Origin of the sequence: Frigoribacterium sp. CFBP 13712 (assembly GCF_014842255.1) — a bacterium.
Lineage (GTDB): Bacteria > Actinomycetota > Actinomycetes > Actinomycetales > Microbacteriaceae > Frigoribacterium.
In genome coordinates, this window is the sequence record NZ_JACYVH010000004.1 from 145,860 (window position 1) to 168,185 (window position 22,326).

At 71.4% G+C, this 22,326-nt stretch carries 24 protein-coding genes and 1 tRNA gene; 6 read left to right on the plus strand and 19 right to left on the minus strand.

Annotated elements, in window-relative coordinates:
• Nucleotides 1-21: 21 nt before the first annotated feature.
• The 5 genes from IFT51_RS09040 to serS form a co-directional block, all read right to left on the minus strand.
• Entirely contained in the window at nucleotides 22-708 is a 687-nt protein-coding gene (locus IFT51_RS09040) for an MSMEG_4193 family putative phosphomutase (RefSeq protein WP_192060757.1), read from the minus strand.
• 68 nt (nucleotides 709-776) lie between these two features.
• A complete protein-coding gene (locus IFT51_RS09045) occupies nucleotides 777-1,796 on the minus strand; it encodes a glycoside hydrolase family 6 protein (RefSeq protein ID WP_192060758.1) in 1,020 nt (339 codons plus the stop codon).
• A 158-nt stretch (nucleotides 1,797-1,954) separates the two neighbouring features.
• Nucleotides 1,955-2,039, minus strand: a tRNA-Ser gene (locus tag IFT51_RS09050).
• A 156-nt stretch (nucleotides 2,040-2,195) separates the two neighbouring features.
• Entirely contained in the window at nucleotides 2,196-3,032 is an 837-nt protein-coding gene (locus IFT51_RS09055) for an HAD family hydrolase (protein WP_192060759.1), read from the minus strand.
• Entirely contained in the window at nucleotides 3,029-4,294 is a 1,266-nt protein-coding gene (gene serS / locus IFT51_RS09060) for a serine--tRNA ligase (RefSeq protein ID WP_192060760.1), read from the minus strand. Before serS ends, IFT51_RS09055 begins: the two co-directional genes overlap by 4 nt.
• Before the next feature lie 61 nt (nucleotides 4,295-4,355).
• Between serS and IFT51_RS09065 the strand changes: the two genes are divergently transcribed.
• Nucleotides 4,356-5,408: a diacylglycerol kinase family protein gene (locus tag IFT51_RS09065; protein WP_192060761.1), complete on the plus strand. Its 1,053-nt coding sequence runs from the start codon at nucleotides 4,356-4,358 to the stop codon at nucleotides 5,406-5,408.
• 70 nt (nucleotides 5,409-5,478) lie between these two features.
• Here the strand turns inward: IFT51_RS09065 and pheA are convergent, their stop codons facing one another.
• Nucleotides 5,479-6,438 (minus strand): prephenate dehydratase, encoded by a 960-nt coding sequence (gene pheA, locus IFT51_RS09070; RefSeq protein WP_192060762.1) that lies wholly within the window; start codon nucleotides 6,436-6,438, stop codon nucleotides 5,479-5,481.
• Nucleotides 6,439-6,507: 69 nt separating this feature from the next.
• On the opposite strand from pheA, the gene pgm reads away from it, so the two are divergent.
• Nucleotides 6,508-8,127 (plus strand): phosphoglucomutase (alpha-D-glucose-1,6-bisphosphate-dependent), encoded by a 1,620-nt coding sequence (gene pgm / locus IFT51_RS09075; RefSeq protein ID WP_192060763.1) that lies wholly within the window; start codon nucleotides 6,508-6,510, stop codon nucleotides 8,125-8,127.
• Between the two features lie 104 nt (nucleotides 8,128-8,231).
• Here the strand turns inward: pgm and IFT51_RS09080 are convergent, their stop codons facing one another.
• Nucleotides 8,232-8,471, minus strand: a complete 240-nt coding sequence (locus tag IFT51_RS09080) for a hypothetical protein (RefSeq protein ID WP_192060764.1) — start codon at nucleotides 8,469-8,471, stop codon at nucleotides 8,232-8,234.
• 4 nt (nucleotides 8,472-8,475) lie between these two features.
• Nucleotides 8,476-9,294, minus strand: coding sequence for a M15 family metallopeptidase (locus tag IFT51_RS09085; RefSeq protein WP_192060765.1), 819 nt, complete (start codon nucleotides 9,292-9,294; stop codon nucleotides 8,476-8,478).
• A 366-nt stretch (nucleotides 9,295-9,660) separates the two neighbouring features.
• Between IFT51_RS09085 and IFT51_RS09090 the strand changes: the two genes are divergently transcribed.
• The 3 genes from IFT51_RS09090 (at nucleotide 9,661) to IFT51_RS15355 (ending at nucleotide 10,761) form a co-directional block, all read left to right on the plus strand.
• Nucleotides 9,661-10,290 carry a MarR family winged helix-turn-helix transcriptional regulator gene (locus IFT51_RS09090; protein ID WP_192060766.1) on the plus strand — a complete coding sequence of 210 codons (630 nt, stop codon included), beginning with the start codon at nucleotides 9,661-9,663 and terminating at the stop codon, nucleotides 10,288-10,290.
• 196 nt (nucleotides 10,291-10,486) lie between these two features.
• Nucleotides 10,487-10,636 (plus strand): hypothetical protein, encoded by a 150-nt coding sequence (locus tag IFT51_RS09095; RefSeq protein WP_192060767.1) that lies wholly within the window; start codon nucleotides 10,487-10,489, stop codon nucleotides 10,634-10,636.
• Entirely contained in the window at nucleotides 10,636-10,761 is a 126-nt protein-coding gene (locus IFT51_RS15355; RefSeq protein WP_256415641.1) for a hypothetical protein, read from the plus strand. The genes IFT51_RS09095 and IFT51_RS15355 overlap by 1 nt, the downstream gene beginning before the upstream one ends.
• Before the next feature lie 65 nt (nucleotides 10,762-10,826).
• Here IFT51_RS15355 and IFT51_RS09100 read toward each other — a convergent pair whose 3' ends face one another.
• A complete protein-coding gene (locus IFT51_RS09100) occupies nucleotides 10,827-11,816 on the minus strand; it encodes a site-specific DNA-methyltransferase (RefSeq protein WP_192060768.1) in 990 nt (329 codons plus the stop codon).
• 153 nt (nucleotides 11,817-11,969) lie between these two features.
• Here IFT51_RS09100 and IFT51_RS09105 point away from each other — a divergent pair, with 153 nt between their 5' ends.
• On the plus strand, nucleotides 11,970-12,254 hold the full coding sequence (locus tag IFT51_RS09105; protein ID WP_192060769.1) for a GNAT family N-acetyltransferase: 285 nt from the start codon (nucleotides 11,970-11,972) through the stop codon (nucleotides 12,252-12,254).
• 151 nt (nucleotides 12,255-12,405) lie between these two features.
• Here the strand turns inward: IFT51_RS09105 and IFT51_RS09110 are convergent, their stop codons facing one another.
• The 10 genes from IFT51_RS09110 to IFT51_RS09155 form a co-directional block, all read right to left on the minus strand.
• Nucleotides 12,406-13,455, minus strand: coding sequence for a biotin/lipoate A/B protein ligase family protein (locus IFT51_RS09110; RefSeq protein WP_192060770.1), 1,050 nt, complete (start codon nucleotides 13,453-13,455; stop codon nucleotides 12,406-12,408).
• Between the two features lie 10 nt (nucleotides 13,456-13,465).
• Entirely contained in the window at nucleotides 13,466-14,332 is an 867-nt protein-coding gene (locus tag IFT51_RS09115; protein WP_192060771.1) for a serine aminopeptidase domain-containing protein, read from the minus strand.
• Between the two features lie 152 nt (nucleotides 14,333-14,484).
• Nucleotides 14,485-15,126, minus strand: coding sequence for a PepSY domain-containing protein (locus IFT51_RS09120; protein WP_192060772.1), 642 nt, complete (start codon nucleotides 15,124-15,126; stop codon nucleotides 14,485-14,487).
• A gap of 198 nt (nucleotides 15,127-15,324) precedes the next feature.
• On the minus strand, nucleotides 15,325-16,839 hold the full coding sequence (locus IFT51_RS15575) for a HAMP domain-containing sensor histidine kinase (RefSeq protein ID WP_192060773.1): 1,515 nt from the start codon (nucleotides 16,837-16,839) through the stop codon (nucleotides 15,325-15,327).
• Nucleotides 16,832-17,509 (minus strand): response regulator transcription factor, encoded by a 678-nt coding sequence (locus IFT51_RS09130; protein ID WP_192060774.1) that lies wholly within the window; start codon nucleotides 17,507-17,509, stop codon nucleotides 16,832-16,834. The genes IFT51_RS15575 and IFT51_RS09130 overlap by 8 nt, the downstream gene beginning before the upstream one ends.
• A 201-nt stretch (nucleotides 17,510-17,710) precedes the next feature.
• Nucleotides 17,711-18,463, minus strand: coding sequence for an SDR family NAD(P)-dependent oxidoreductase (locus IFT51_RS09135; RefSeq protein ID WP_192060775.1), 753 nt, complete (start codon nucleotides 18,461-18,463; stop codon nucleotides 17,711-17,713).
• Between the two features lie 191 nt (nucleotides 18,464-18,654).
• The gene (locus tag IFT51_RS09140; protein ID WP_192060776.1) at nucleotides 18,655-19,227 is read right to left on the minus strand and encodes a helix-turn-helix domain-containing protein; all 573 of its coding nucleotides are present in this window, start codon (nucleotides 19,225-19,227) and stop codon (nucleotides 18,655-18,657) included.
• 167 nt (nucleotides 19,228-19,394) lie between these two features.
• Complete coding sequence (locus IFT51_RS09145) at nucleotides 19,395-19,841, minus strand: hypothetical protein (RefSeq protein ID WP_192060777.1); 447 nt, start codon at nucleotides 19,839-19,841, stop codon at nucleotides 19,395-19,397.
• Between the two features lie 162 nt (nucleotides 19,842-20,003).
• Nucleotides 20,004-21,332, minus strand: a complete 1,329-nt coding sequence (locus IFT51_RS09150) for an ABC transporter substrate-binding protein (protein WP_192060778.1) — start codon at nucleotides 21,330-21,332, stop codon at nucleotides 20,004-20,006.
• A gap of 115 nt (nucleotides 21,333-21,447) precedes the next feature.
• The gene (locus IFT51_RS09155) at nucleotides 21,448-22,281 is read right to left on the minus strand and encodes a carbohydrate ABC transporter permease (RefSeq protein WP_192060885.1); all 834 of its coding nucleotides are present in this window, start codon (nucleotides 22,279-22,281) and stop codon (nucleotides 21,448-21,450) included.
• Between the last annotated feature and the right edge of the window lie 45 nt (nucleotides 22,282-22,326).

The window sequence follows — 22,326 nt, forward strand, 5'->3', positions numbered from 1 at the left end:
CCTCAGGAGGCGCGGCGCCGGTCAGGCGTGCCCCGCACCCCCGCCCACGGGTGCGTCGCCCGTCGGGGCCACCGCCCGGAGCCACGACAGGTCGCCCGAGTCGGTGTTCGTCGCGATCACGTCGGGCCGGTGCGCGCCGTACCGGACGATCGAGACCGAGGCGGGGCCGACCGAGACGCGCTGGAAGAGATCGAGGTGCATGCCGAGAGCGTCGGCGAGCACCGACTTGATGATGTCGCCGTGGCTGACGGCGACCCAGACGGCGCCGGGCCCGTGCTCCGCCTCGATCTCGGCGTCGCGGCGGCGGATCGCGGCGACCGCCCGCGACTGCATCGTCGCCATCGCCTCGCCGCCCGGGAACACGACGGCGGAGGGCTGCGACTGCACCACCGACCAGAGCGGCTCTTTCGCGAGGTCGCCGAGCGAGCGACCCTGCCAATCGCCGTAGTCGCACTCGGTGATGCCCTCGTCGAGCGGGCTGTCGAGCGGCCCCTGCTGGCGGTCGATGATGAACGAGGCGGTCTGGCGGCACCGGTCGAGCGGGCTCGACACGACCGCCACGACCGGGACGTCGGCGATGCGCTCGGCGGTACGGGCCGCCTGCTCGCGGCCGACGCGGTCGAGATCGACGCCGGGCGAGCGACCGGCGAGCAGACCGCTGGCGTTCGCGGTGGTGCGGCCGTGCCGCACGAGGAGGACTGTTGCCATACCCCGGAGCCTACGGGCGACCACCGACGGGCGGGCCCGCTGCCGACGCACCCGCTGCCGGCGCACGGCTACGGGCGGTTGGCCACCAGGGCCGTCGCGTACGACGGGAACCACACGCCGGCGGCCGGGCCGCCCCCGCACGGGCCGTCGCTGGCGCCCGGCGTCTTGATCCAGAGCTGGGCGTCGAGCTTGCCCGTGCCGCTCGTGCGGTGCGGGTTCACGCCGAGCCCGGCGCCGGGCGCGTTGCACCAGGTGCCCTTCCAGCCGCGTCCGTTGCGGGAGACGTCGATGACGTAGTTCGCGCCTCCTACCGCCTTCGACACCTTCTGCGCGTAGGCGTTCTCGGCGGCGACCGGGTAGTAGTTCGAGACGTTGGTCGCGAAGCCCCGGGCGACGCCGACCCCCGCCGCGACGAGCCGCTTCGCCATGACGTCGGCGGGCACCCAGTTCGAGTTGCCGGCGTCGATGTACGAGGGGACCCCGGCGTTGCTCAGAGCCGTGACGGCCTTCTTGATCAGGGCCTCACGACCCGTCGCGAGCTCGGGGCAGCTGCTGAGGTGGGCGAGCGCGTCGGGCTCGACGATCACGACGGCCTTGTGGCCCTTGAGGGTGTCGGCGATGCGCTGGTTCCAGGCGAGGTACGCGGTGGACGACGCCGCGCCTCCTCCCGAGTAGCCACCGCAGTCGCGGTTCGGGATGTCGTACGTGACGAAGACGGGGGTCGTGCCGGCCTTCTTCGCCTCGGCGAGGTTGTAGCGGACGACCTCGACGAGCTGCGCGTCGGTGTACCACGAGCCCAGCCAGATGGCGACGGACTGCCCGGCGATGGTGCGGGCGGCGGCGGCGTCCTTCGTGCGGCCCTGCTTCGCCAGGGCGTCGGCGGCGCGCGAGGCCTCGCTCGACTTCTGCACGTAGAGCCCGCCCGCGTAGATCGTGCTGGTGGGGGCGGTCTTGATCGTGGCGCGCGTGACGGTGGCCGTGCCGGTCGTCGCGGCGTCAGCCGACGAGGCCGGGACGATGGAGGCGAGGCCTGTGGCGAGAACGAGTGCACCGACGGCGACGACGCTCGCGAATGCGAGACGGGTCATGGGATGGATCCTTGCGGGGTGTCGGGCCTCGGGTGTGGGCGGATGTGCTCACGGCCTCACCAAGTGCACCATGTCTCGTCGCGCGGCGTAGCCCCGTCTTCGGGGCACAGCGGATATCGGACAGCCGTCCGCCGAGGAGGCGCGGTGCCGGTCGGATGCGGAGGGCGTGGGATTCGAACCCACGAGACATCTCTGCCCACTTGTTTTCAAGACAAGCTCCATCGGCCGCTCGGACAGCCCTCCCGGCCTGCACGGGGCGTACCCCGGCGACCGCCGCCGAGTCTACCGGACGGCGCCGGAGGCGCCAGGGGGCGACCATGAGCGCGAAGGCGGGCGTGTGCGGCCAGGCCGGGCGGGTGCCGACGCCCGTTATGGCCGGACTCGCCCGGGTTCTGCGACCTAGAGCGTCGCGAGCGCCGTCGCCAGGCCGTCTTCCAGGTCGCTGCCGGTCTGCTCGCTCGCGACCTCGACCACGTCGTCGGGCGCCTGACCCATGGCCACGCCGCGACCCTCGGCCGAGGCCCAGCGCAGCATGTCGATGTCGTTGCGTCCGTCGCCGGCCGCGAGCACCCGGTCGCGCGGCACGTCGAGCCACCCGCGCACCCGCTCGAGCGCCGTGGCCTTCGTCACGCCGTCGGGGGCGATGTCGAGCCACGCCGTCCACCCGACGTTGTAGTTCACCTTCGACAGCCCCATGCGCTCGACGACCTCGAGGAACTCGTCGGTGCCGTGGTCGGGCGACACCACGACGACGCGGGTCGCGGGTCGCTCGCCCAGTCGCTCGAACTCGACCTTCTCGGCGTTGCCGGCGGCCTCGATCACCGGGAACGTGCCGCAGTAGCGCATCACCCCGTCGCGATCCTCGACGGCGTAGCCGCCCTCGGACAGGTTCGAGCGGATCGTCGTCAGCACCTCGGTGGGATCGAACTCCTCGACGAAGACCTGCCGGTAGCCGGTCGGCGCCGTCTCGTCACGGCCGAGCGTGATGGCCCCGTTGGCGCAGACGACGTAGTCGGAGACCAGACCGAGCCGCTCGAGCACCGGCAGCGTCATCGACACCGAGCGACCGGTGGCGATCATCACCTGGTGGCCGTCGGAGGCCAGGCGCCGGATCTCGTCGGAGACCGCGTCGCTGATCGTGCCGGTCTCTTGCATGATGGTGCCGTCGATGTCGAGGCAGACGAGCCACTGCTCGTCGTCGGGCAGAGCCGCCGCAGCGGCCGAGGCGTTCGTCATGCGACCGGCTCGATGATCTCGAGGCCGCCGAGGTAGGGGCGCAGCGCCTCGGGCACCACGACCGAACCGTCGGGCTGCTGGTGCGTCTCGAGGATCGCCACGAGCCAGCGCGTCGTCGCCAGCGTGCCGTTGAGCGTCGCGACCGGCGCCGTCTTGCCGCTCTCGGTGCGGTAGCGGATGTCGAGGCGACGGGCCTGGAACGTCGTGCAGTTCGAGGTGCTGCTGAGCTCGCGGTAGGTGCCCTGCGTCGGCACCCAGGCCTCGATGTCGTACTTGCGGGCCGCGCTCGAACCGAGGTCGCCGGCCGCGACGTCGATCACGCGGTAGTGCAGACCGAGTGCCTGCATCATCTGCTCCTGGAACCCGACGAGCGCGAGGTGCTCGGCCTCGGCCTGGTCGGGGTGCACGTAGGTGAACATCTCGAGCTTGTTGAACTGGTGCACGCGCAGGATCCCGCGGTTGTCGCGACCGGCGGCGCCGGCCTCGCGGCGGTAGCAGGTCGACCAGCCGGCGTAGCGGATCGGCCCCGACTCGACGTCGAGGATCTCGTCGGCGTGGTACCCGGCGAGCGCGACCTCGCTCGTGCCGGTCAGGTAGAGGTCGTCGGCGGGCAGGTGGTAGACCTCGTCGGCGTGGGCGCCGAGGAACCCGGTGCCGGCCATGATCTCGGGGCGCACGAGCGTGGGCGTGATGAGCGGCGTGAAGTCGTTCTGGAGGGCGAGGTCGAGCGCCATGTTCATCATGCCGAGCTCGAGTCGGGCGCCGATGCCCCGCAGGAAGTAGAACCGCGAGCCCGACACCTTCGTGCCGCGCTTGATGTCGATCGCCCCGAGCTTCTCGCCGAGGTCGGCGTGGTCGAGCGGTTCGAAGTCGAACTCGCGTCGAGTGCCGACCTCGCGCAGGGTGGTGAAGTTCTCTTCGCCGCCCGCGGGGACCCCGTCGATGATCGGGTTGCCGATCGCCCGGATGGCGCGGTCGAAGGCGGCGTCGGCCTCGGTGGACTCGGCCTGCGCGGCCTTCACCCGGCCGGCCAGCTCTTGCGCCTGGGCGACGAGCGCCTTCTTCTCGTCTTTCGGAGCCTTCGCGACGGTCTTGCCGAACGCGTTCTGCTCCGCTCGCAGCTCCTCGAACGCCGCGATGGCCGCCCGGCGGGCCGTGTCGGCCGCGACGGCGTCGTCGACCGCCGACTCGGACTCACCCCGGGCACGCTGACTCGTCTTGATGAGGTCGGGGGCGTCGCGCAGCAGCTGGGGATCGATCACGCGACCATCCTAAAAGAGATTCGCCGCGCCTCCTCGGTCCGGCGTCGCCTAGGTTTGCTGCATGACGACCTCCTCCTCCCCCGCCGAGAGGCCCTCGTCGACCGAGGCCCCGTCGGCCGCCTCCGAGGGTGGGGCGGGTCGGGATGCGACCGCCGTGCGGACGGCAGCCGTGGTCTACAACCCGATCAAGGTCGACCTCAAGACCATCCGCGCGTCGGTGCTCCGGCACCAGGACGACGCGGGGTGGGGCCCGACGCGGTACTACGAGACGTCGAAGGAGGATCCAGGAGGCGCGGTGACGGCGACCGCGCTCGCCGACGGTGCGTCGATGGTGATCGCGGCCGGCGGCGACGGCACCGTCCGGGCGGTGGCCGAGGCGCTGCGCGGGTCGGACGCCTCACTCGCGCTGCTGCCCTCGGGCACCGGCAATCTGCTGGCCCGCAACCTGTCGCTCACGCTCGACCGCCTCGACGACTCGATCGCGACGGCCTTCCGAGGCCGCGACCGCGACATCGATCTCGGCGTCGTGGACATCGAGCGCGAGAACGGCGACCGCGAGACCAAGGTGTTCGTCGTGATGGCGGGCGTCGGGCTCGACGCCAAGATGCTCGCGAACACGAACGACGAGCTGAAGAGACGGGTCGGCTGGCTCGCCTACGTCGACGCCATCGCCCGGGCGCTGCGCGACGACAACAAGATCGACGTGCGGTACCAGCTCGACGACGGCGAGACGAAGACGATGAGCGCGCACACGATCATCGTCGGCAACTGCGGCCTGCTGCCCGCGAACATCATGCTGCTGCCCGACGCCGCCGTCGACGACGGCATCTTCGACATCGTGGCGCTGAGGCCCGAGGGCGTCATCGGCTGGGCGCAGATCTGGATCAAGATCGTGTGGGAGAACGGGGTGCTGCGGCGCAGCCACGTCGGGCGCCGCATCATGGCCGCGAACTCGCGCGAGGTGCGCACGCTCCGCTACAACAAGGGGAAGAAGCTCGTCGTGCGGCTCGAGAGCGCCCAGGACTTCGAGATCGACGGCGACTCGGTGGGCAAGGCGGTCGCGCTGCGCGCGGTGGTCGACCCCGGGGCGCTCACGGTGCGGGTTCCCGCCTAGCCGCGCTGGGGCCGCCGCGCCGGTGCCCGATTGGCCGCGCTGGCTCTGGCGGTCGCGTCCGGGCCGCCCGCTACGCCGGGTCGACGCCCGACACGAGGCTGCGCAGCCAGTCGCGGGCGTCGACGAAGGCCTCGTCGTCGTACCGGGGCGACACCTCGACCGGCGAGCCGTCGGCGCGCGGGTACGAGCCCAGGAACGTCACGTTCGGGCTGAACCGCTTGAGGCCGAGCAGGGCGTCGGCCACGCGTTCGTCGAGCACGTGACCCTCGAGGTCGATCACGAACCGGTACCGGCCGAGGGCGTCGCCGATCGGTCGGGACTGGATGAGACTCAGGTTGATGCCCCGGGTCGCGAACTGCTCGAGCATGTCGACCAGGGCGCCGGCGCCGTCGACGGGCAGCTCGACGATCAGGCTCGTCTTGTCGGCGCCGGTCGCCGGCGGCACGGGGACCGTGCGGCTGACCAGCACGAAGCGCGTGACGGCGTTCGCGTTGTCGCCGATGCCCGTCGCGAGCACCTCGACGTCGTGGTGGGCGGTGATGCCGGGCGGTGCGACGGCGGCGTCCGCCTCGCCCTGGCCGCGGTCGGCGCGCAGCAGATCGGCGGCGGCCGCGACGTTCGAGCTGGCCGGGATGTGACCGTGGCCGGGCAGGTTGGCCTCGAGCCAGAGGTGGGTCTGGGCGTAGGCGACCGGGTGCGCGTTGACGACCCGCACCTCCTCGAGTCGGGTGCCCGGCCGGGCCACGAGCACGAAGTCGACCCGCACCAGGTACTCGCCCACGATGCGGAGGCCCGGCACGGTCGCCAGTGCGTCTTGAGTGGCGCTGACGCCGCCCTCGACGCTGTTCTCGATCGCGATCATGGCGGCGGTGCTGCGACCCGCGACGACGTCGGCGAGCGCCTCGCCCACGTTGTTGACGCTGCGCCATTCGGCACCCACGGCCTCGGGCACCTGCTTCAGCGCGGCCTCGGTGAACGTGCCCGCCGGGCCCAGATAGCTGTAGGTCGACGAGGAGGCGGTGGTCGGCATGTCCGAGAGCCTACTGAGGCCTGTGGAGACCCTGCGACGAACGTCGGCGGCTGGTGCCAGGATGACCTCATGACAGACCGAGCCGGAACCCCCGCCGAAGCCAGCGACCTCATCGACCCCGAAGAGGTCTCGGCCGCGTACTACGAACTCGTGCCCGACGTCTCGGACCCCGAGCAGAAGGTCGTCTTCGGCACCTCGGGTCACCGCGGCTCGTCGCTCGACTCGGCGTTCAACGAGACGCACATCGCCGCCATCACGCAGGCGATCGTCGAGTACCGCGCGGGCCAGGGCATCACCGGGCCGCTGTTCATCGGGCGCGACACGCACATCCTCAGCGGGCCGGCCGAGCGCACGGCGGTCGAGGTGCTCGTCGGCAACGGCGTGCACGTGCTCGCCGACTCCGAGGGCGGCTACGTGCCGACCCCCGCGCTCAGCCACGCGATCCTCGTGTACAACGCCGACCCGGCGCACACCGACAAGGCCGACGGCATCGTCGTCACCCCCAGCCACAACCCGCCCCGCGACGGCGGCTTCAAGTACAACCCGCCGCACGGCGGCCCCGCCGACAGCGAGGCCACGAACTGGATCGCCACCCGCGCCAACGAGATCATCGCCGCGGGCAACGTCGACGTCGTGCGCGGCGACGGCAGCCCGGGTCGGCACGACTTCCTCCGCGGCTACGTCGGCGACCTCGCGAACATCATCGACATCGAGGCCATCAAGAAGGCCGGCGTCCGCATCGGCGCCGATCCCCTGGGCGGCGCGAGCGTCGCGTACTGGGGCGCCATCCGCGACGTCTACGGCCTCGACCTGACCGTCACCAACCCCGGCGTCGACCCGACCTGGCGCTTCATGACCCTCGACTGGGACGGCAAGATCCGCATGGATCCCTCGAGCCCCTCGGCCATGGCCAGCGTCGTGCACCGCAAAGACGAGTTCGACGTGCTGACCGGCAACGACGCCGACGCCGACCGCCACGGCATCGTCACCCCCGACGGCGGGCTGATGAACCCCAACCACTACCTCGCCGTCGCGATCGACTACCTCTACACGCACCGCCCGCAGTGGCGCGACGACGCCGCCATCGGCAAGACGCTGGTCTCGTCGAGCATCATCGACCAGGTGGCAGAGTCGCACGGGCGACGCCTGTGGGAGGTCCCGGTCGGGTTCAAGTGGTTCGTGCCCGGACTCGTCGACGGCTCGGTCGGCTTCGGTGGCGAAGAGAGCGCGGGTGCCTCGTTCCTCCGCCACGACGGCACCGTGTGGACGACCGACAAAGACGGCATCCTGCTCGCACTGCTCGCGAGCGAGATCCTCGCCGTCACGGGCAAGACGCCCTCGCAGCTGTACGCCGAGCTCGTCGAGAAGTTCGGCGACCCCGTCTACCAGCGGGTCGACGCCGCCGCATCGAAAGACCAGAAGGCCCGCCTCGGCAAGCTGAGCGGCGACGACATCACGGCGACCGAGCTGGCGGGCGACCCGATCACCGCCAAGCTCACCGAGGCACCCGGCAACGGCGCGTCCATCGGCGGTCTCAAGGTCGTCACCGACAAGGCGTGGTTCGCCGCCCGCCCGTCGGGCACCGAAGACGTCTACAAGATCTACGCCGAGTCGTTCGAGGGGCCCGAGCACCTCGCCCGCGTGCAGGCCGAGGCCAAGCAGATCGTCGACGCCGCACTGCAGGGCTGAGCCGCGCCTCCCGCACCGCCCGACGGGCGTGTTCGCGACGGACGGGCGACTTCGGTCGCCCTTTTCGGACGAACACGTCCGTCTTGCTGCCCCGAGACCGCGCGTCAGTCGTCTCGACGGGCGCGCAGGCGACGCACCGTGTCGCGGGCCGACAGGACGATGCCCCAGAAGATCACGATGATGCCGACCGGCACGCCGAACAGGGCGATCCCTTCGATCCGTCCGCGCCAGTCCCAGTAGCTGAAAGCGAGGAACGCCCCCACGCCGAGTGCGACGAAGACAAGGCCGATGATGACGAGCTGTCGACCTGTGGCGGGCTTCTCGTCGGCGGGCGGACGTCGCATGGGGTCAGCCGGCGTAGCCGGGCGCTGCAGGCAGGTCGAAGAACTCCTCGAGGGTCGTCACGCCCGTCTCGTGCATCTCGGTCGAGAGGTCCGTGCCGATGTACCGGAAGTGCCACGGCTCGAAGGTGAACCCGGTCACCGCGACCTTGTCGGCGGGGTACCGCAGCAAGAACCCGAAGCGCCAGGCGTTCGCCGCGAGCCACTTCCCCTGCGGGGTGTCGCCGAAGCACGCCTGCAGCGCGCAGCTGAGGGGCACGGGGCTGATGTCGAGCGCGAGCCCGGTCTGGTGCTCGCTGAACCCGGGTCGGGCGCTCTGCGCGTCGGCCTGGGTCTGCCCGAGTCGCTGCACCCAGCCGTCGTAGACGCTGACCTGCGTGTCGTACGACCGGTACGCGCTCTGCACCTGGAACGCCCCCGCGCCCTCCGCCTCCCCCGCGGCGAACATCTCGACGACCGCGTCGGCGACCTCGGCACGCAGCGCGGGCGGGTTCTGACTCTGCACGTCGGGCGTGACGAGATCGGTCGGCGCGTAGTCGACGGGGTCGAGCGGACGCAGCTTGTCGCTGACGACCCACAGGCTCGAGGGGTCGTCGATCGACCGCGCCGACCTGTCGAAGGCGGGTGTGGTCGGGGACGCAGGAGGCGCCTCCTCGGTCTCCGACGGAACCGGCGTCGCCGCCGTGGGCGTCTCGGACGGGCTGGGCGAGGCCGGAGTCGTGGGCGCGGGAGTCGCCGCCGAGCACGACGCGAGCAGCGCCCCGGCGACGATCGCGGCGAGGGGCAGCAGGATCGCCGTGCGGGACGAGAAGGGGCGGGAGGTCATCGCGTCGAGCCTAGTTCGTCGGCTCGGCGGCGATCAGGAGCCCGCCCCGCGTCGGGTCCGGGGCGGGTCCGGGCCGGGCCGGCGTCGGGCTCGCGTCGGGTCCGCGTCGGGCTCGCGGCGGGTGCTCGTCGGGCACGGGTCGGAAGCTGGAGGTCGCCTCGGTATCCGTCACCGCGGACCGAACCGGCCCCGCAAGGGGGTAGCGTGTTCCTTGCTGGAGGTGCTAGCCACCTCCCCGGTCGTCTCATCCCCGGCGTACCCTGCCCGTGAAGCTCACGCGGGAGGTGCGACGACCACAAGGGCCGCCCCTCGTCTCGAGGTGCGGCCCTTGGCATGTCCGCCGCCGGTGAAGCTAGTCTCTCTAGTATGGCGACCAACAGACCCTCGGCCCTCTACGACGCCACCGGCTACTGGTACACGAGCAGCGCCGAAGAGCGCGGGGTCGAGGTGCTCAACGCCCTGCGCCGCTACCGCTCCGCCGAGTCGGACATGCGCAAGCGGACCCGCGACTCGATGGGCATGGGCGACACCGACCTGGCCGCTCTGAGATTCCTGGTGCGGGCGTCCCGCCGCGGCGAGGACGTCAACGCGAAGGACCTCGCGACCCATCTCGGCATCACCTCGGCCTCGGCCTCGGTCCTGATCGCCCGACTGGTCGCCAGCGGGCACCTGCGGCGCAACCCGCACCCGACCGACCGGCGCGGCGTGCTGCTGACCGTCACGAACGACTCGCACGTCGAGGTCCGCTCGACGCTGTCTGCCATGCACCGACGCATGATCGTGACGGCCGAGTCGATGTCCGCCGACGAGCAGGCGGTCGTCGCGTCGTTCCTCGACTCGATGTCGGAGGCGCTGTCGATCGACGACCACGCCGCCGAAGCGGAGAGCCCGGCCGACGGCACGGCCGACAGCTCAGCCAACGGCCCGGCCGAGCACCCGGCCCAGAGCACGGCCGGGAGCCACGAACCGACCGGCTCCGAGAACCGTATCCGCTGAACGAATCGAGCCGGAGAGTGTCTAGACAACCTAGGCACCCTCTGCCAGTCTCATCGGACGGCCCCGATTCACGGCGGGGCCACCGACCCCGGTTCACGGCCGGAGTCGCACGGATCGGCCCCTGGTCGACCCGTGACCGCAGCACCGATCACGATGGATCAGCCGGCATCGCAGGGATGCCAGAAACGAGCAGGACATGACTGCACTCACCCCGACGCCTCGAGGACGTCGCTCGAACCCGATCGACGCCGGCCACGACACGACGGTCGTCGTCATCGTCGTCGCCGCTCTCGGCACGGTGGTCAGCCTCGGCGCAGCCGTCGGCACCGCCCTCGGACTCCTCTGATGAACGCCCAGATGCTCCAGTCGCTCACGCACGAGCAGCTGGTCGCGGTCGTCCGCGGCACCGTCTCAGCCGGTGGCGCCCACGCCGTCGACCACGGTCAGCAGATCACGCAGACCGCCGCCTGAACCCCTCCTGCTGAGCGCCGGGCCTGCGGCCTCGACCTCCCCGCGACAGGGGCGGTCTCACGAGGTCAGTCCGCCTCGGCGACCGTCGTCCGTGCCGGCTTCGCGGTCGCCGGCTTCGCGGTCGCCGGCTTCGCGGTCGCCGGCTTGCGAGCGGCGGCTGGCTTGCGAGCGGCCGGCTTGCGCGTCGCGCGGGGCTTGACCACGGTGACGTCCGCCTGCGGGAGCCGTCTGCGCATCACGGCCACCGCCTCCTCGTTGCTGTCCACCAGCACGAAACGCCGGCCGAGCGACTCGGCCACGGCTCCGGTCGTGCCGCTGCCGGCGAAGAAGTCGAGCACCCAGTCGCCTTCACGACTCGAGGCCTGGATCATGCGTCTCAGCACGCCTTCGGGCTTCTGCGTCGGGTAGCCGGTCTTCTCACGGCCCGTCGGCGACACGATCGTGTGCCACCAGACGTCGGTCGGCAGCTTGCCCCGCGCGACCTTCTCGGGTGTGACCAGCCCGGGAGCCATGTACGGCTCGCGGTCGACCGTCTCGGAGTCGAAGTGGTACCGGGCAGGGTCCTTCACGTAGACGAGGATCGTGTCGTGCTTGGTGGGCCACCGGTTGCGGCTCTTCGCGCCGTAGTCGTACGCCCAGATGATCTCGTTCAGGAAGTTGTCGCGACCGAACAGCACGTCGAGCAGCACCTTCGCGTAGTGCGCCTCGCGGTAGTCGAGGTGCAGATAGAGGGTGCCGTCGGGGGCGAGCAGGCGCCAGGCCTCGGCGAGTCTCGGCTCGAGGAACGACCAGTAGTCGTCGAAACGGTCGTCGTAGCGCATCAGGTCGCCGCGGATCCGCTCGTACGCGACGCCCTTGAAACCCGTGACGGCGGTCACGGAGTCGTCGGCGCTGCGGACCGAGGTGGTCGTCCGCCGCTTCTGCGCCCGCCCCGTGTTGAACGGCGGGTCGAGGTAGACGACCGTGAACGCCTCGTCGGGCAGCCGCGGCGTCACCTCGAGGTTGTCACCCTGGACCACGAGGCTCGAGGAGGCGCTGGTCCAGTTCAGGGGCATGCCTCCATTCTGTCGCGTGCCGGGCCCGGCTCCGCCCACCCTCGCCGCGCCTCCTGCGGGCCGGCCCCGACCGGAGCGGAGTGGGGCGGAGGGGGACGGAGGGCGACGGAGGGGGCGAGGGCGGGTCGGGGGCGGCGGGCGTAGCGTGACGGGATGAACGCCGTAGTAGAGAACCGCCCGGACCAGAACCAGTACGCCCTCGTGGAGGGCGACACGACCGTGGGCTTCGCCGCCTACGAGATCGTCGGCGACGAGATCCGCTTCACGCACACCGAGATCGAGCCGAGCCGACGCTCGACCGGCCTCGGCGCGCAGCTGGTGCAGGGCGCGCTCGACGACGTGCGCGAGAACAGCACCCGCCGCGTCGTCCCGCTCTGCCCGTTCGTGGTCGACTACATCGACGAGCACGTCGACTACCGCGAGCTTCTCAACCGCTGACCGGGCCGCCCGCCCGTCGGCGCCGTCGCCGGCGGCGACCACGGTGGTCAGATGGCGCCCCTTGCGGCCGCCCGAAGGGCCGTTTCTGCCCATCGTCGCACCCGGCACTCGCCGCCGGCGACCCTCGCGGCCGGACGGCGCGCGGGGGCGCTCAGGGGACGCGGCGCAGCCACTCCGGCGTCGCGAACTTCGTCGTCACGAGCTGCTCGGCCTGAGCGAGCTCGTCGTCGGTGACGCGACCCGTCGTCGCGCCGTACAGCCCGGCGAAGGTCTGCTTGAGCCGCTCGATGATCTCGGTGCGGGGCAGCCCGGTCTGACTGCGCAGCGGGTCGACGCGCTTCGCCGCGCTGGTCGTGCCCTTGTCGCTCATCTTCTCGCGGCCGATGCGCAGCACCTGCACCATCTTCTCGCCGTCCATGTCGTACGACATCGTGGCGTGATGCAGCAGGGCGCCGTTGCCGAGGCGCTTCTGCGCGGCCCCGCCGATCTTGCCCTTCGCCGACGTGATGTCGTTGAGCGGCTGGTAGAACGCGTCGATGCCGAGCGACTTGAGTGCCGTGATCACCCACTCGTCGAGATACGCGTACGAGTCGGCGAAGCTCATGCCCTGCACGAGCTCGCCCGGTGCGTACAGCGAGTAGGTGACGATCGACTCGGCGTCCATGAACATGGCGCCGCCGCCGCTGATCCGACGGACGACCTCGAAGCCGTGCGTCGCCGCGTTGTCGAGGTCGACCTCGTTCTTCAGCGACTGGAAGCTGCCGATCACGACGGCCGGCTGGTTCCACTCCCAGAAGCGCAGAGTCGGGCCGCGGCGACCCGCGCCGACCTCCTCGGTCAGCACCTGGTCGAGCGCGAGGTGCATGTTGGGCGAGACCGGCTCGTCGTGGATGATCTGCCAGTCGTAGTCGCGCCAGTCTGTGGCCTTCGAGAGGCTGCGGCGGACGGCGACCGCGATGGCCTCGGGGCTGAAGCCGAGCAGCACCGCGTCGTCGGGCAGACCTCGACGGATGGCCGCGGCGATCGTCGCCGCGTCGGACTCGACCGGCAGGCCGTTGACGGCCCGATCGATGGCGTCGAGCGCCGTGTCGGGCTCGAGGAAGAAGTCGCCTGCGAGTCGGAACCCTGCGATGCGCCCGTCGCCCACCTCGAGATCGACGACCACGAGCTTGCCGCCAGGGACCTTGTACTCACCGTGCATGAGTCGCAGCCTAGGCCACGCGGTCGTCGAGCCACCGGACGAGATCGGCCACGACCTCGTCGCGGTTCGTCTCGTTGAAGACCTCGTGCCGGGCGCCGGTGTAGACGATCAGCTCGACGTCGCTGAGGCCGCTGCGACCGAGGTACGCCGACGCGAGCCTGCGGGCGCTCGCCTCGCCGCCGAGGGTGTCGTCGCTGCCCACCAGGATGAGCAGCGGCGGGTCGGAGTCGAGCGATCGCGACGGCCGCCCGAAGAGCCGCAGCGCGTCGCGGTAGCCGAACAGCTTCGCCACGGTCGCGACGGTCATCAGGGGGTCGGCGACGGCGCGCTCGATCACCGCGGTGTCGCGGCTGAGCCATTCGAACCCGGTGCCGCCCTCGTGCGCGTGCCGGGCGTTGAGATCGCCGCCGTTCATGCTGCCCGGCATGCGGTAGGCCGTGCCGCTCAGCACGACGGCGTCGAAGAGCGACGCCTGCCGGTCGACGATCTTCTGCATCATGAGCGATCCCCACGAGTGCCCGAGGCCGACCAGCGGCAGGCCGGGCTCGTCGGCCCGGATGATGCCCGTCAGCTGGGTGATCGCCTCGAGCGTGCCCGCGAGACCCGACGGGCCGAGACGACCGAGCTTCGTGTGATCGCCGCCCCACTGGCCGAGCCCGGTCTCGCCGTGCCCGAGGTGATCGTCGGCGTAGACCGTGTAGCCGGCCCGCACGAGATCGTGGGCGAGCGCCTCGTAGCGCAACGCGTGCTCGGCGACGCCGTGCGCGATCTGCACGACGGCCTTGGGCGTGGCCGCACGCCACACGTAGTAGTGGACGGTGACACCGTGCTGATCGACGAAGGTGTGATCGCCGCGGGCGGGGATGAACTGGGGCACGGGGTCATCCTGCCAGTCGGGTACGACATCGGGCGGGCGCCGCCGGGTACGACATCGGGGCGGGCGCGGCCGGGAGGGAGGGGCGGAGACCGCAGGAGGCGCGGGTCGGCATCGGAGCCGACCCGCGCCTCCTCGGCTGCGGAGCCCGTCGGTCAGCGGCGGGGCGAGTCCACGTCGGTGCGCACCACGCCGAAGTCGGCGTCGAGGTCGACGTCGACCTCGGTGCCGTCGTCGAGGCGCACGTCGACCTCGTAGGCCACGTCGCGGTCGTCGCTGCGGTCGGCGTCGGTGACGACACCGCCGCCAGCGGCCTCGATCGCGGCGGCCGAGGCGCGGTCGTAGTCGGCCCCGGTCAGCTCGGCGTCGTCGCGGTCGCCCGTGGTGGGCGCGCCGGGGGCGGAGCCGGTCGCGACGTCGTCGCCGTCGCGGTCATCCGCGTCGACGCTGCCGGTCGAGCCCGACGAGCCGGTCGAGCCGTCGTCGTCCGAGTCGTCCGAGTCGCCGCGGTCGTCGACCCGGCTCGACACGACGGCGCCCTCGCCGTCGAGCAGCACCGAGACCTCGCGGCCGTCGTCGCGAGTGACGTCGACCTCGTAGCCCTCGAGGCCGTCGTCGAGGCGGTCGACGTCGGTCACGACGCCGCTGCCGACCTCGGCGAGCGCCGCCTGCGACACCGACTCGCGGTCGGACGCCGACACGCGGTCGTCCAGGGTCGACGCGACGGCGATGCCGCCACCGGCGAGGACGATGACGGCCGCGGCCGCTCCGGCGATGATCATGGTCTTCTTCTTCACGGTGTCTCCGATCGTGGGGCCCTGGGGCCGGCTTCCGACGCGGCGGGGGCGCCGGTCGAGCTGATGACATCACTCTGGATCGGGGGCCCTGAAGCGACACTGAAGCCCGCTGAAGAACCGTTCAGGAGGCGCGGGTCAACCCGTTCAGGAGCGGCAGGCCGGCACGTCAGGAGGCGCGGTTCGGCCCGTCCCGCCCGCTCATGCAGCGCCGGGGGGCAGGTCGACGACGAAGCGCGCGCCGCCCAGAGGGGACTCGCCGACCGTGACCGTTCCGCCGTGCACGCGGGCGATCTCGCGGACGATCGCGAGCCCCAGACCGCTGCCGCCCGAGTCGCGGGTGCGGGCCTCGTCGAGTCGCACGAACCGGTCGAAGACGCGCTCGCGGTCGGCCTGCGGCACTCCGGCTCCGTCGTCGTCGACCGTCAGCACGGCCCGCCCGTGCCGCTCGACCAGCCACACCGCGACCCGCGTCTCGGCGTGCCGCGCGGCGTTGGCGAGGAGGTTGCGCACCACCTGGCCGAGCAGCCCCTCGTCGCCGTCGACCCGCGCCGGGCCGACGCCGGTCGCGTCGACGGCGAGACCCGGTGTCGCCCCGCGCAGTCGCGCCGTCTCGGTCACCACGAGGTCGTCGAGGTCGACGGGGCGACGGGTGACGCCGAGCGCTCCCTCGTCGGCGCGAGCGAGGACCAGCAGGCCCTGCACGAGCCCGGTGAGCCGCGCCTCCTCGGTCATCACCGTGCCCGCGAGCGCGGCGCCGTCGATGCTCTCGGGGTGCAGCAGGGCGACCTCGGCGTGCTGGCGGATGGTCGCGAGGGGCGTCTTCAGCTCGTGCGAGGCGTCGCCGACGAAGCGGCGCTGGGCCGCGGCCGACGACTCGAGCCGGGCCAGCATGTCGTTCAGCGTGCGGGCGAGTCGGGCGACCTCGTCGGTGCCGCCGGGGTCGGCCACGCGCCGATCGAGCTGAGCCGCCGTGACGGCGTCGACCTCGCGGCGCATCGCCTCGACGGGGCGGAGCGCCCGGCCGACGACGAGCCAGGTCGTCACGGCCAGCACCAGCAGAGCGACCGGGATCGCGACCCCGAGCGTGACGAGACTGGCCGAGGAGGCGGCCCGCGCCTCCTCGAGGGATCTCACGGCGACGACGGTGACGGTCGCCGCGGGGTCGGCGTTCGTGTCGGCGTCGGCGTCGTCCGCGTCGGAATCGGCGTCGGAGTCGGTATCGGAGTCGTCGTCGTCCGAGTCGACGGAGCCCGAACCCGAACCCGAACCCGAACCCGAGCCCGAACCGCTCGAGGCGTCGTCGCCCGGTCGGGTCGCCGATTCGGTCGCCACGACGTACGTGTCGCCGTCGATCCGCGCCGTGGGGCCGAGCGCCGACGGGTCTCCGACGCTGCCGTCGGTGAGGTGCTCGAGCAGATCGTCGTCTCCCCCGGCGGCGAGCAGGGCCCCGGTGCGGTCGACGACGAGCACCGCTCCGTCGTCGGTGTCGCCCGCAGCGGCCGTCGCGGGCGCGGTGCCGGCCTCGATCGCCGACGCGACCCGGTCGGCGTCGGTCTGGGCCGCCGACCGCGGGGCGTCGTCGAGCACGGCCCGCTGCACGAGCGCGAAGACCAGGGTGAAGACGCCCAGCGTGAGGGCGACCGCGAGCACCGCGGCCACCGTGATCCGCAGCCGGAGGGAGGCGCGGCGCCCGACCGCGGGCCCGTCAGCCACCCTGAGCCTCCAGCCGGTACCCGGCGCCGCGCATCGTGACGATCGCCTCGCGCCCGAACGGCCGGTCGACCTTGTTGCGGAGGTGCCGCACGTAGACCTCGACGATGTTGGGGTCGCCCTCGAAGTCGTCGTTCCAGACGCCGTCGAGCACCTGGCGCTTCGTGACGACCTGCCCGACGTGCCGCATCAGGAACTCGAGCACCGCGAACTCGCGACTGGTCAGCTCGACGGCGGTGTCGCCGCGGTGCACGGTGCGCGAGGCGGGGTCGACGCGCAGGTCGCCGGCCTCGAGCACGACCGGGCGTTCGCGGGCGCCGCGCCGCACGAGCGCTCGCAGTCGCGCGAGCAGCACGACGAACGAGAACGGCTTGGTGAGGTAGTCGTCGGCGCCGGTGTCGAGCGCCTCGACCTGATCCCACTCGCCGTCCTTGGCGGTGAGCATGATGACCGGGGTCCAGTCGCCGCCCTCGCGCATGGATCGGCAGACGGCGTAGCCGCTCATGCCCGGCAGCATGATGTCGAGCACGACGGCGTCGTAGCTGCCCTCGCGGGTGCGCCAGAGGCCGTCGGTGCCGGTGGCCGCGACGTCGACCGCGATGCCCTCGGCCTCGAGCCCCAGTCGGAGCCCCTCGGCGAGCGCGGCCTGGTCTTCGACGACGAGCACGCGCACGGGGGCCTCCTGACGGCGCGCCGAGTGCGCGACCCGCCCATTCTGACGGGCCGGCGCTGAAGCAGGCCTGAAGCGCGCCTCCTCGGCCTCCGGGCCGCCCGGGCCTGCCCGCTCGAGGAGTCAGGACACGCCGCGGCTGCCCGGGGGCGCGCGGCGTGTCGTGACTCCTCGACGCGGGAGGAGGAGCGCAGGAGGCGCGGGTCAGCGCGCCGAGTAGCCGCCGTCGACGAGGTGGTAGCTGCCCGTGATGAACGACGCGTCGTCGCTGAGGAGGAACAGCACGAGCGCCGAGACCTCCTTGTCGGTGCCGAGTCGGCCGGTCGCGTGCTGCGACTCGAGGTAGGCGAGCGCGTCGCCGTCGAGCGACGAGCGGACGAGCGGGGTGTCGATGAACCCGGGCCCCACGGCGTTGGTGCGGACCCCGCGGGCCGAGTACTCGAGGGCGGCGACCTTGGTCAGACCGATGAGGGCGTGCTTGCTCGCGACGTAGGCGGCGTTCTGCGCGATGCCGACCGAGCCGAGCACGGAGCTCATGTTGACGACGGCTCCTCCGCCGGCCTCGACCATGGCCGGCAGCTGGTAGCGGAGGCCGTAGAAGACACCGTCGAGGTCGACTCCGCGGACGCGATCCCACGCGGCGATGTCGTAGTCGCCGATGTCGGCGGCCGGGGCGCCGATGCCGGCGTTGTTGACGGCGAGGTGGAGGGCCCCGTAGGTCGTCTTCGCGAACTCGACGGCCGCCTCCGACTGCTCGGCCTTCGCCGTGTTCTGCTCGAAGGCCGCGGCGGTTCCGCCGGCTGCGACGATCTCGTCGACGACGGACTGCGCCGCGTCGAGCTTGATGTCGGTGACGACCACGGAGGCGCCCTCTGCGGCCAGCGAGCGCGAGATCGCGGCGCCGATGCCGCTTCCGCCGCCGGTGACGAGTGCGGTCCTGTTGTCGAATCGAGCCATGATGCGTGCCTTCCGTCGTTCGGGGCCGGCCGTCGGGGCCGGTCGGGCTCGTCGATGAGCCCACCCTTCGAACCATACGCCCGCATAGGTTTCCGAGCAACACGTGTCGCCCAGCCCGGTGCTCGATCGGAGCGAAAGCCGATCTGAGGGCACATCCTCCCGCTCAGCCCACATGCCCGCCGGGCTTCGCCTCAGGCGCCGCGGTGCCCCGGCAGGTGCGCCCGCTCGCCGTCGTGGTCGAAGATCGTCAGCACCTCGACCGGCCCCTCGTGCGCCTCGATCGCGTGCGGCGTCATCGTCGAGAACTCCGCCGCCTGCCCCTGCCGCACAAGGATCTCCCGCTCACCGAGACGCAGCCGCACCGTGCCACTCAGCACCGTGAACCACTCGTAACCCGGGTGCACACGGGGCTCGCCGACCTCCCGCTCCGACGTGATGCGCATCTTCGCGATCGTCACGCCCCGACGATCGCGCTCCCGAGACAGCAGCCAGACGGTCAGGCCTGCGCTCGCCTCGGGCTCCGGACGGATCACGACGTCGTCGTCGCCCTCGGGCTCGACCAGCTGATCGAGCGTCGTGCCGAGCGCCTGCGCGATGGGCACCAGCTGGTCGAGCGCGATGCGTCGGTGCCCGGTCTCGATGCGACTCAGCGTCGACGTCGACAGGTAGCAGCGCGACGACAGCGCCTCGAGGGTCCACCCCCGGGCCACACGCAGCCCGCGGATCCGCTGGCGGACGACCTCGTCGATCATGTCTTGCGTCATAGGCAAGACCCTATGCCAGATCCGCAGCACTCAGCCCGGCAGTCGAGCAGCCGAGGCGAAGCGGCTCGATGAGTCACGACACGCCGCCGCCCCGGCAGTCACACGGCGCGTCGTGACTCATCGACGCCCGGATGGCACGGAAGGAGGCGCGGTGCCGGCCGTCCGCCCTACTCGGCGCCCTGCGTCGCCTGGCGGATCAGAGCGACGAGTCGCGCCGTCGAGTCGTCGTCGATCGCGGTGTAGGCGAACGACGTGGCCCAGAGCGACCCCTCGTCGAGCGTCGCAGAATCCTGGAACCCGACCGTGCTGTACCTCGTGCCGAACTTCGCACCCGGCTGGAAGAACACGACGATCTTGCCGTCGGGCCCGGCGTACGACGGGAACCCGTACCAGGTCTTCGGCAGCAGCTGGGGCGCCTGCTCGAGCACGATCGCGTGGAGGTTCTCGGCGAGCAGCCGCTCCGACTCCGTCATGGCGGAGTGGGCGTCGAGCACGCTCTGCAGGTCGGCCGCGGCTCTGTCGGCCGCCTTCTGCTGCTTCGCCTCGGCGCGGAGCTCGGCGGCCCGCTGCTTCATCGCCGCCTTCTCGGTCGCGCTGAATCCATCGGTCGCCATGGTGACTCCTCGCTCGTCGTGTGCGATCAGTGTGCCGCACCCGCGCCTCCTCGGCGAGGTCGACCCGCGCCTCCTCGGCTCCGGCTCCGACCCCCGGGCGCACGACGGCGCCCGCGTCGGAGGAGGACTCCCCCGGCGCGGGCGCCGTCACTGCAGGTGCTGCTACTTCACCGCGATCGACTGCGCCTCGAGGGCGGCGATCGTCTTCTCCTGGCCGCTCTCGAGGGCCTCGAGCAGGGTGCCGTCGCCCGAGGCGGCGGTGCCGAAGCCGTCGGAGATGTCGCTGTAGGTCTGCGTCATCGTGGGGCCCCAGGTGAAGGGCTGGATGTTCTCGGCCGCGGTCGCGAACTCTTCGTAGATGGCCTGGTCGCCGTAGAACTCGACGCCCGAGGTCAGGGCCGGCAGCTCGGCGCCGGTGCTCGAGGCCGGGTACAGGTTGGCCTCCTTGTTGAGGGCGTCCAGCGCCTCGGTCGACGTGTTCAGCCAGACCAGGAACTGCGAGGCCTCAGCGGGGTGCTCGCTGCCCTTGAAGACGACGTTCGACGATCCGCCCCAGGCGGCCGACGCGGTCTCGCCCTCCTCCCACTGCGGCATGGGCGCGACGGCCCACTTGCCCGACGTGTCGGGTGCGCCGCTCGAGATGGTGTTGGCACCCCAGACGGCCGAGACCCAGGTCCAGTCCTGATCGGTGTTGTAGGCGTTGTTCCACTCGTCGGTGAAGCTCGGCAGGGTCGTGACGAGGTCCTTCGAGATGAGGTCCTGCCAGTAGTCGGCGACCTTGGTGGAGGCCTCGTCGGTCATGTCGACGCTCCAGGTGCCGTCGCTGGTGTCGAACCACTGGCCGCCGGCCTGCGAGACGAGACCGGCGAACTGGTTCACGTCGCCCTTGGCGAAGTTCGTGATGCTGCCGCCCATCTCCTTGATCTTCACGGCGTCCTCGGCGTACTGCTCCCACGTGGTGGGGACGTCGAGTCCGGCCTGCTCGAAGAGGTCCTTGCGGTAGTAGAGGGCCATGGGGCCCGAGTCCTGGGGGATCGCGTAGACGCTGTCGTCCTCGCCGAAGGTGACCTGGTTCCAGAGACCGTCCGAGAAGTCGGCCTCGGCGTCGCTCACTCCCTCGCACGAGGCGATGTTCGCCAGGCCGTCCTGCACGCGGAACGCGGGGAGGGTGTCGTACTCGACCTGCCCGATGTCGGGCGCGTTGCCCGCCTTGAGCTGGTTGAAGAAGTTCTGGTAGGTGCCGCTGTTGCCGTTCGGCACGATCGAGACCTTGACCTGGACGTCGGGGTTCTCCTCGTTCCAGAGGGCGACGACCTTGTCCATGTTGGGGACCCAGGTCGTGAAGTTGAGCGTGACGGGACCGGATGACGCGTCGCACGAGGCGGCGTCGCCGGAGCCGCCGTCGGAGCCGCTGCCGGCGCTGCAGCCGGCGAGGGCGATGGTCGAGACCACGGCGGCCGCCGCGATCGAGAGGACTCTGGACTTCTTCATGTGATTTCCAATCGGGGTGCGAGACCGGGGAGCCCGGTCTCGGGAGGGAACGACGTCGTTTCCGTACGGGTTGGAGGTCGAGGAGGTGCGGGTCGGGTGACCCGGGAGGGGTGGCTTATTTGAGACCGCCGGCCCCCAGGCCGCTGCGCCAGAAGCGCTGCAGGCTGAGGAACGCGATCAGCAGGGGGATGATCGAGACGAACGCCCCCACGAGCACCAGGGTGCGGAGCTCGGGGTACTGGCTGACGTTGGAGTTCCAGGTGTAGAGACCGAGGGTCACCGGGAACAGCTCCTGCGAGCGCAGCATCACGAGGGGCAGGAAGAAGTTGTTCCAGATCGCGACGAACTGGAACAGGAACACGGTCACGAGGGCCGGCGACATGAGTCGGATCGCGACGGTGAAGAAGGTGCGGAGCTCGCTCGAGCCGTCGATGCGGGCGGCCTCCACGATCTCGTCGGGCACGCTGGACGCCGCGTAGATGCGGCTCAGGTAGACGCCGAACGGGCTGACGATGCTCGGCAGGAACACCGCCCAGAACGTGTCGGTCAGCTGCACCTCGCTGAAGATCAGGAACAGCGGGAGCGCCAGGGCCGTCGCCGGCACGAGCACGCCGCCCAGGAAGATGTTGAACAGCGCCTCGCGACCACGGAACCGGTACTTCGCCAGCGCGTAGCCGCACATCGCCGAGAGGATCGTGCCGAGACCGCCGGCGACCGTCGCGTAGACGATGCTGTTGACCATCCACCGCGGGAAGATGCCGTCGTTGTAGGTGAAGAGCTGCGCGATGTTGCCCGCGAAGTCCTGCAGCGACGTGGGCGAGAACCACAGCGCGGCGCTGGTGTTGAAGTTGTCGAGCGTCTTGGTCGACGAGACCAGCAGCCAGAAGATCGGGATCAGGAAGTAGAGCGTGAACGCGCCCATGATGATCATCGCGGCGGAGCGCGACATGACGCTCTCGCGGGGGCCGCGACCACGCTGGCGGGCGGGGGTCGT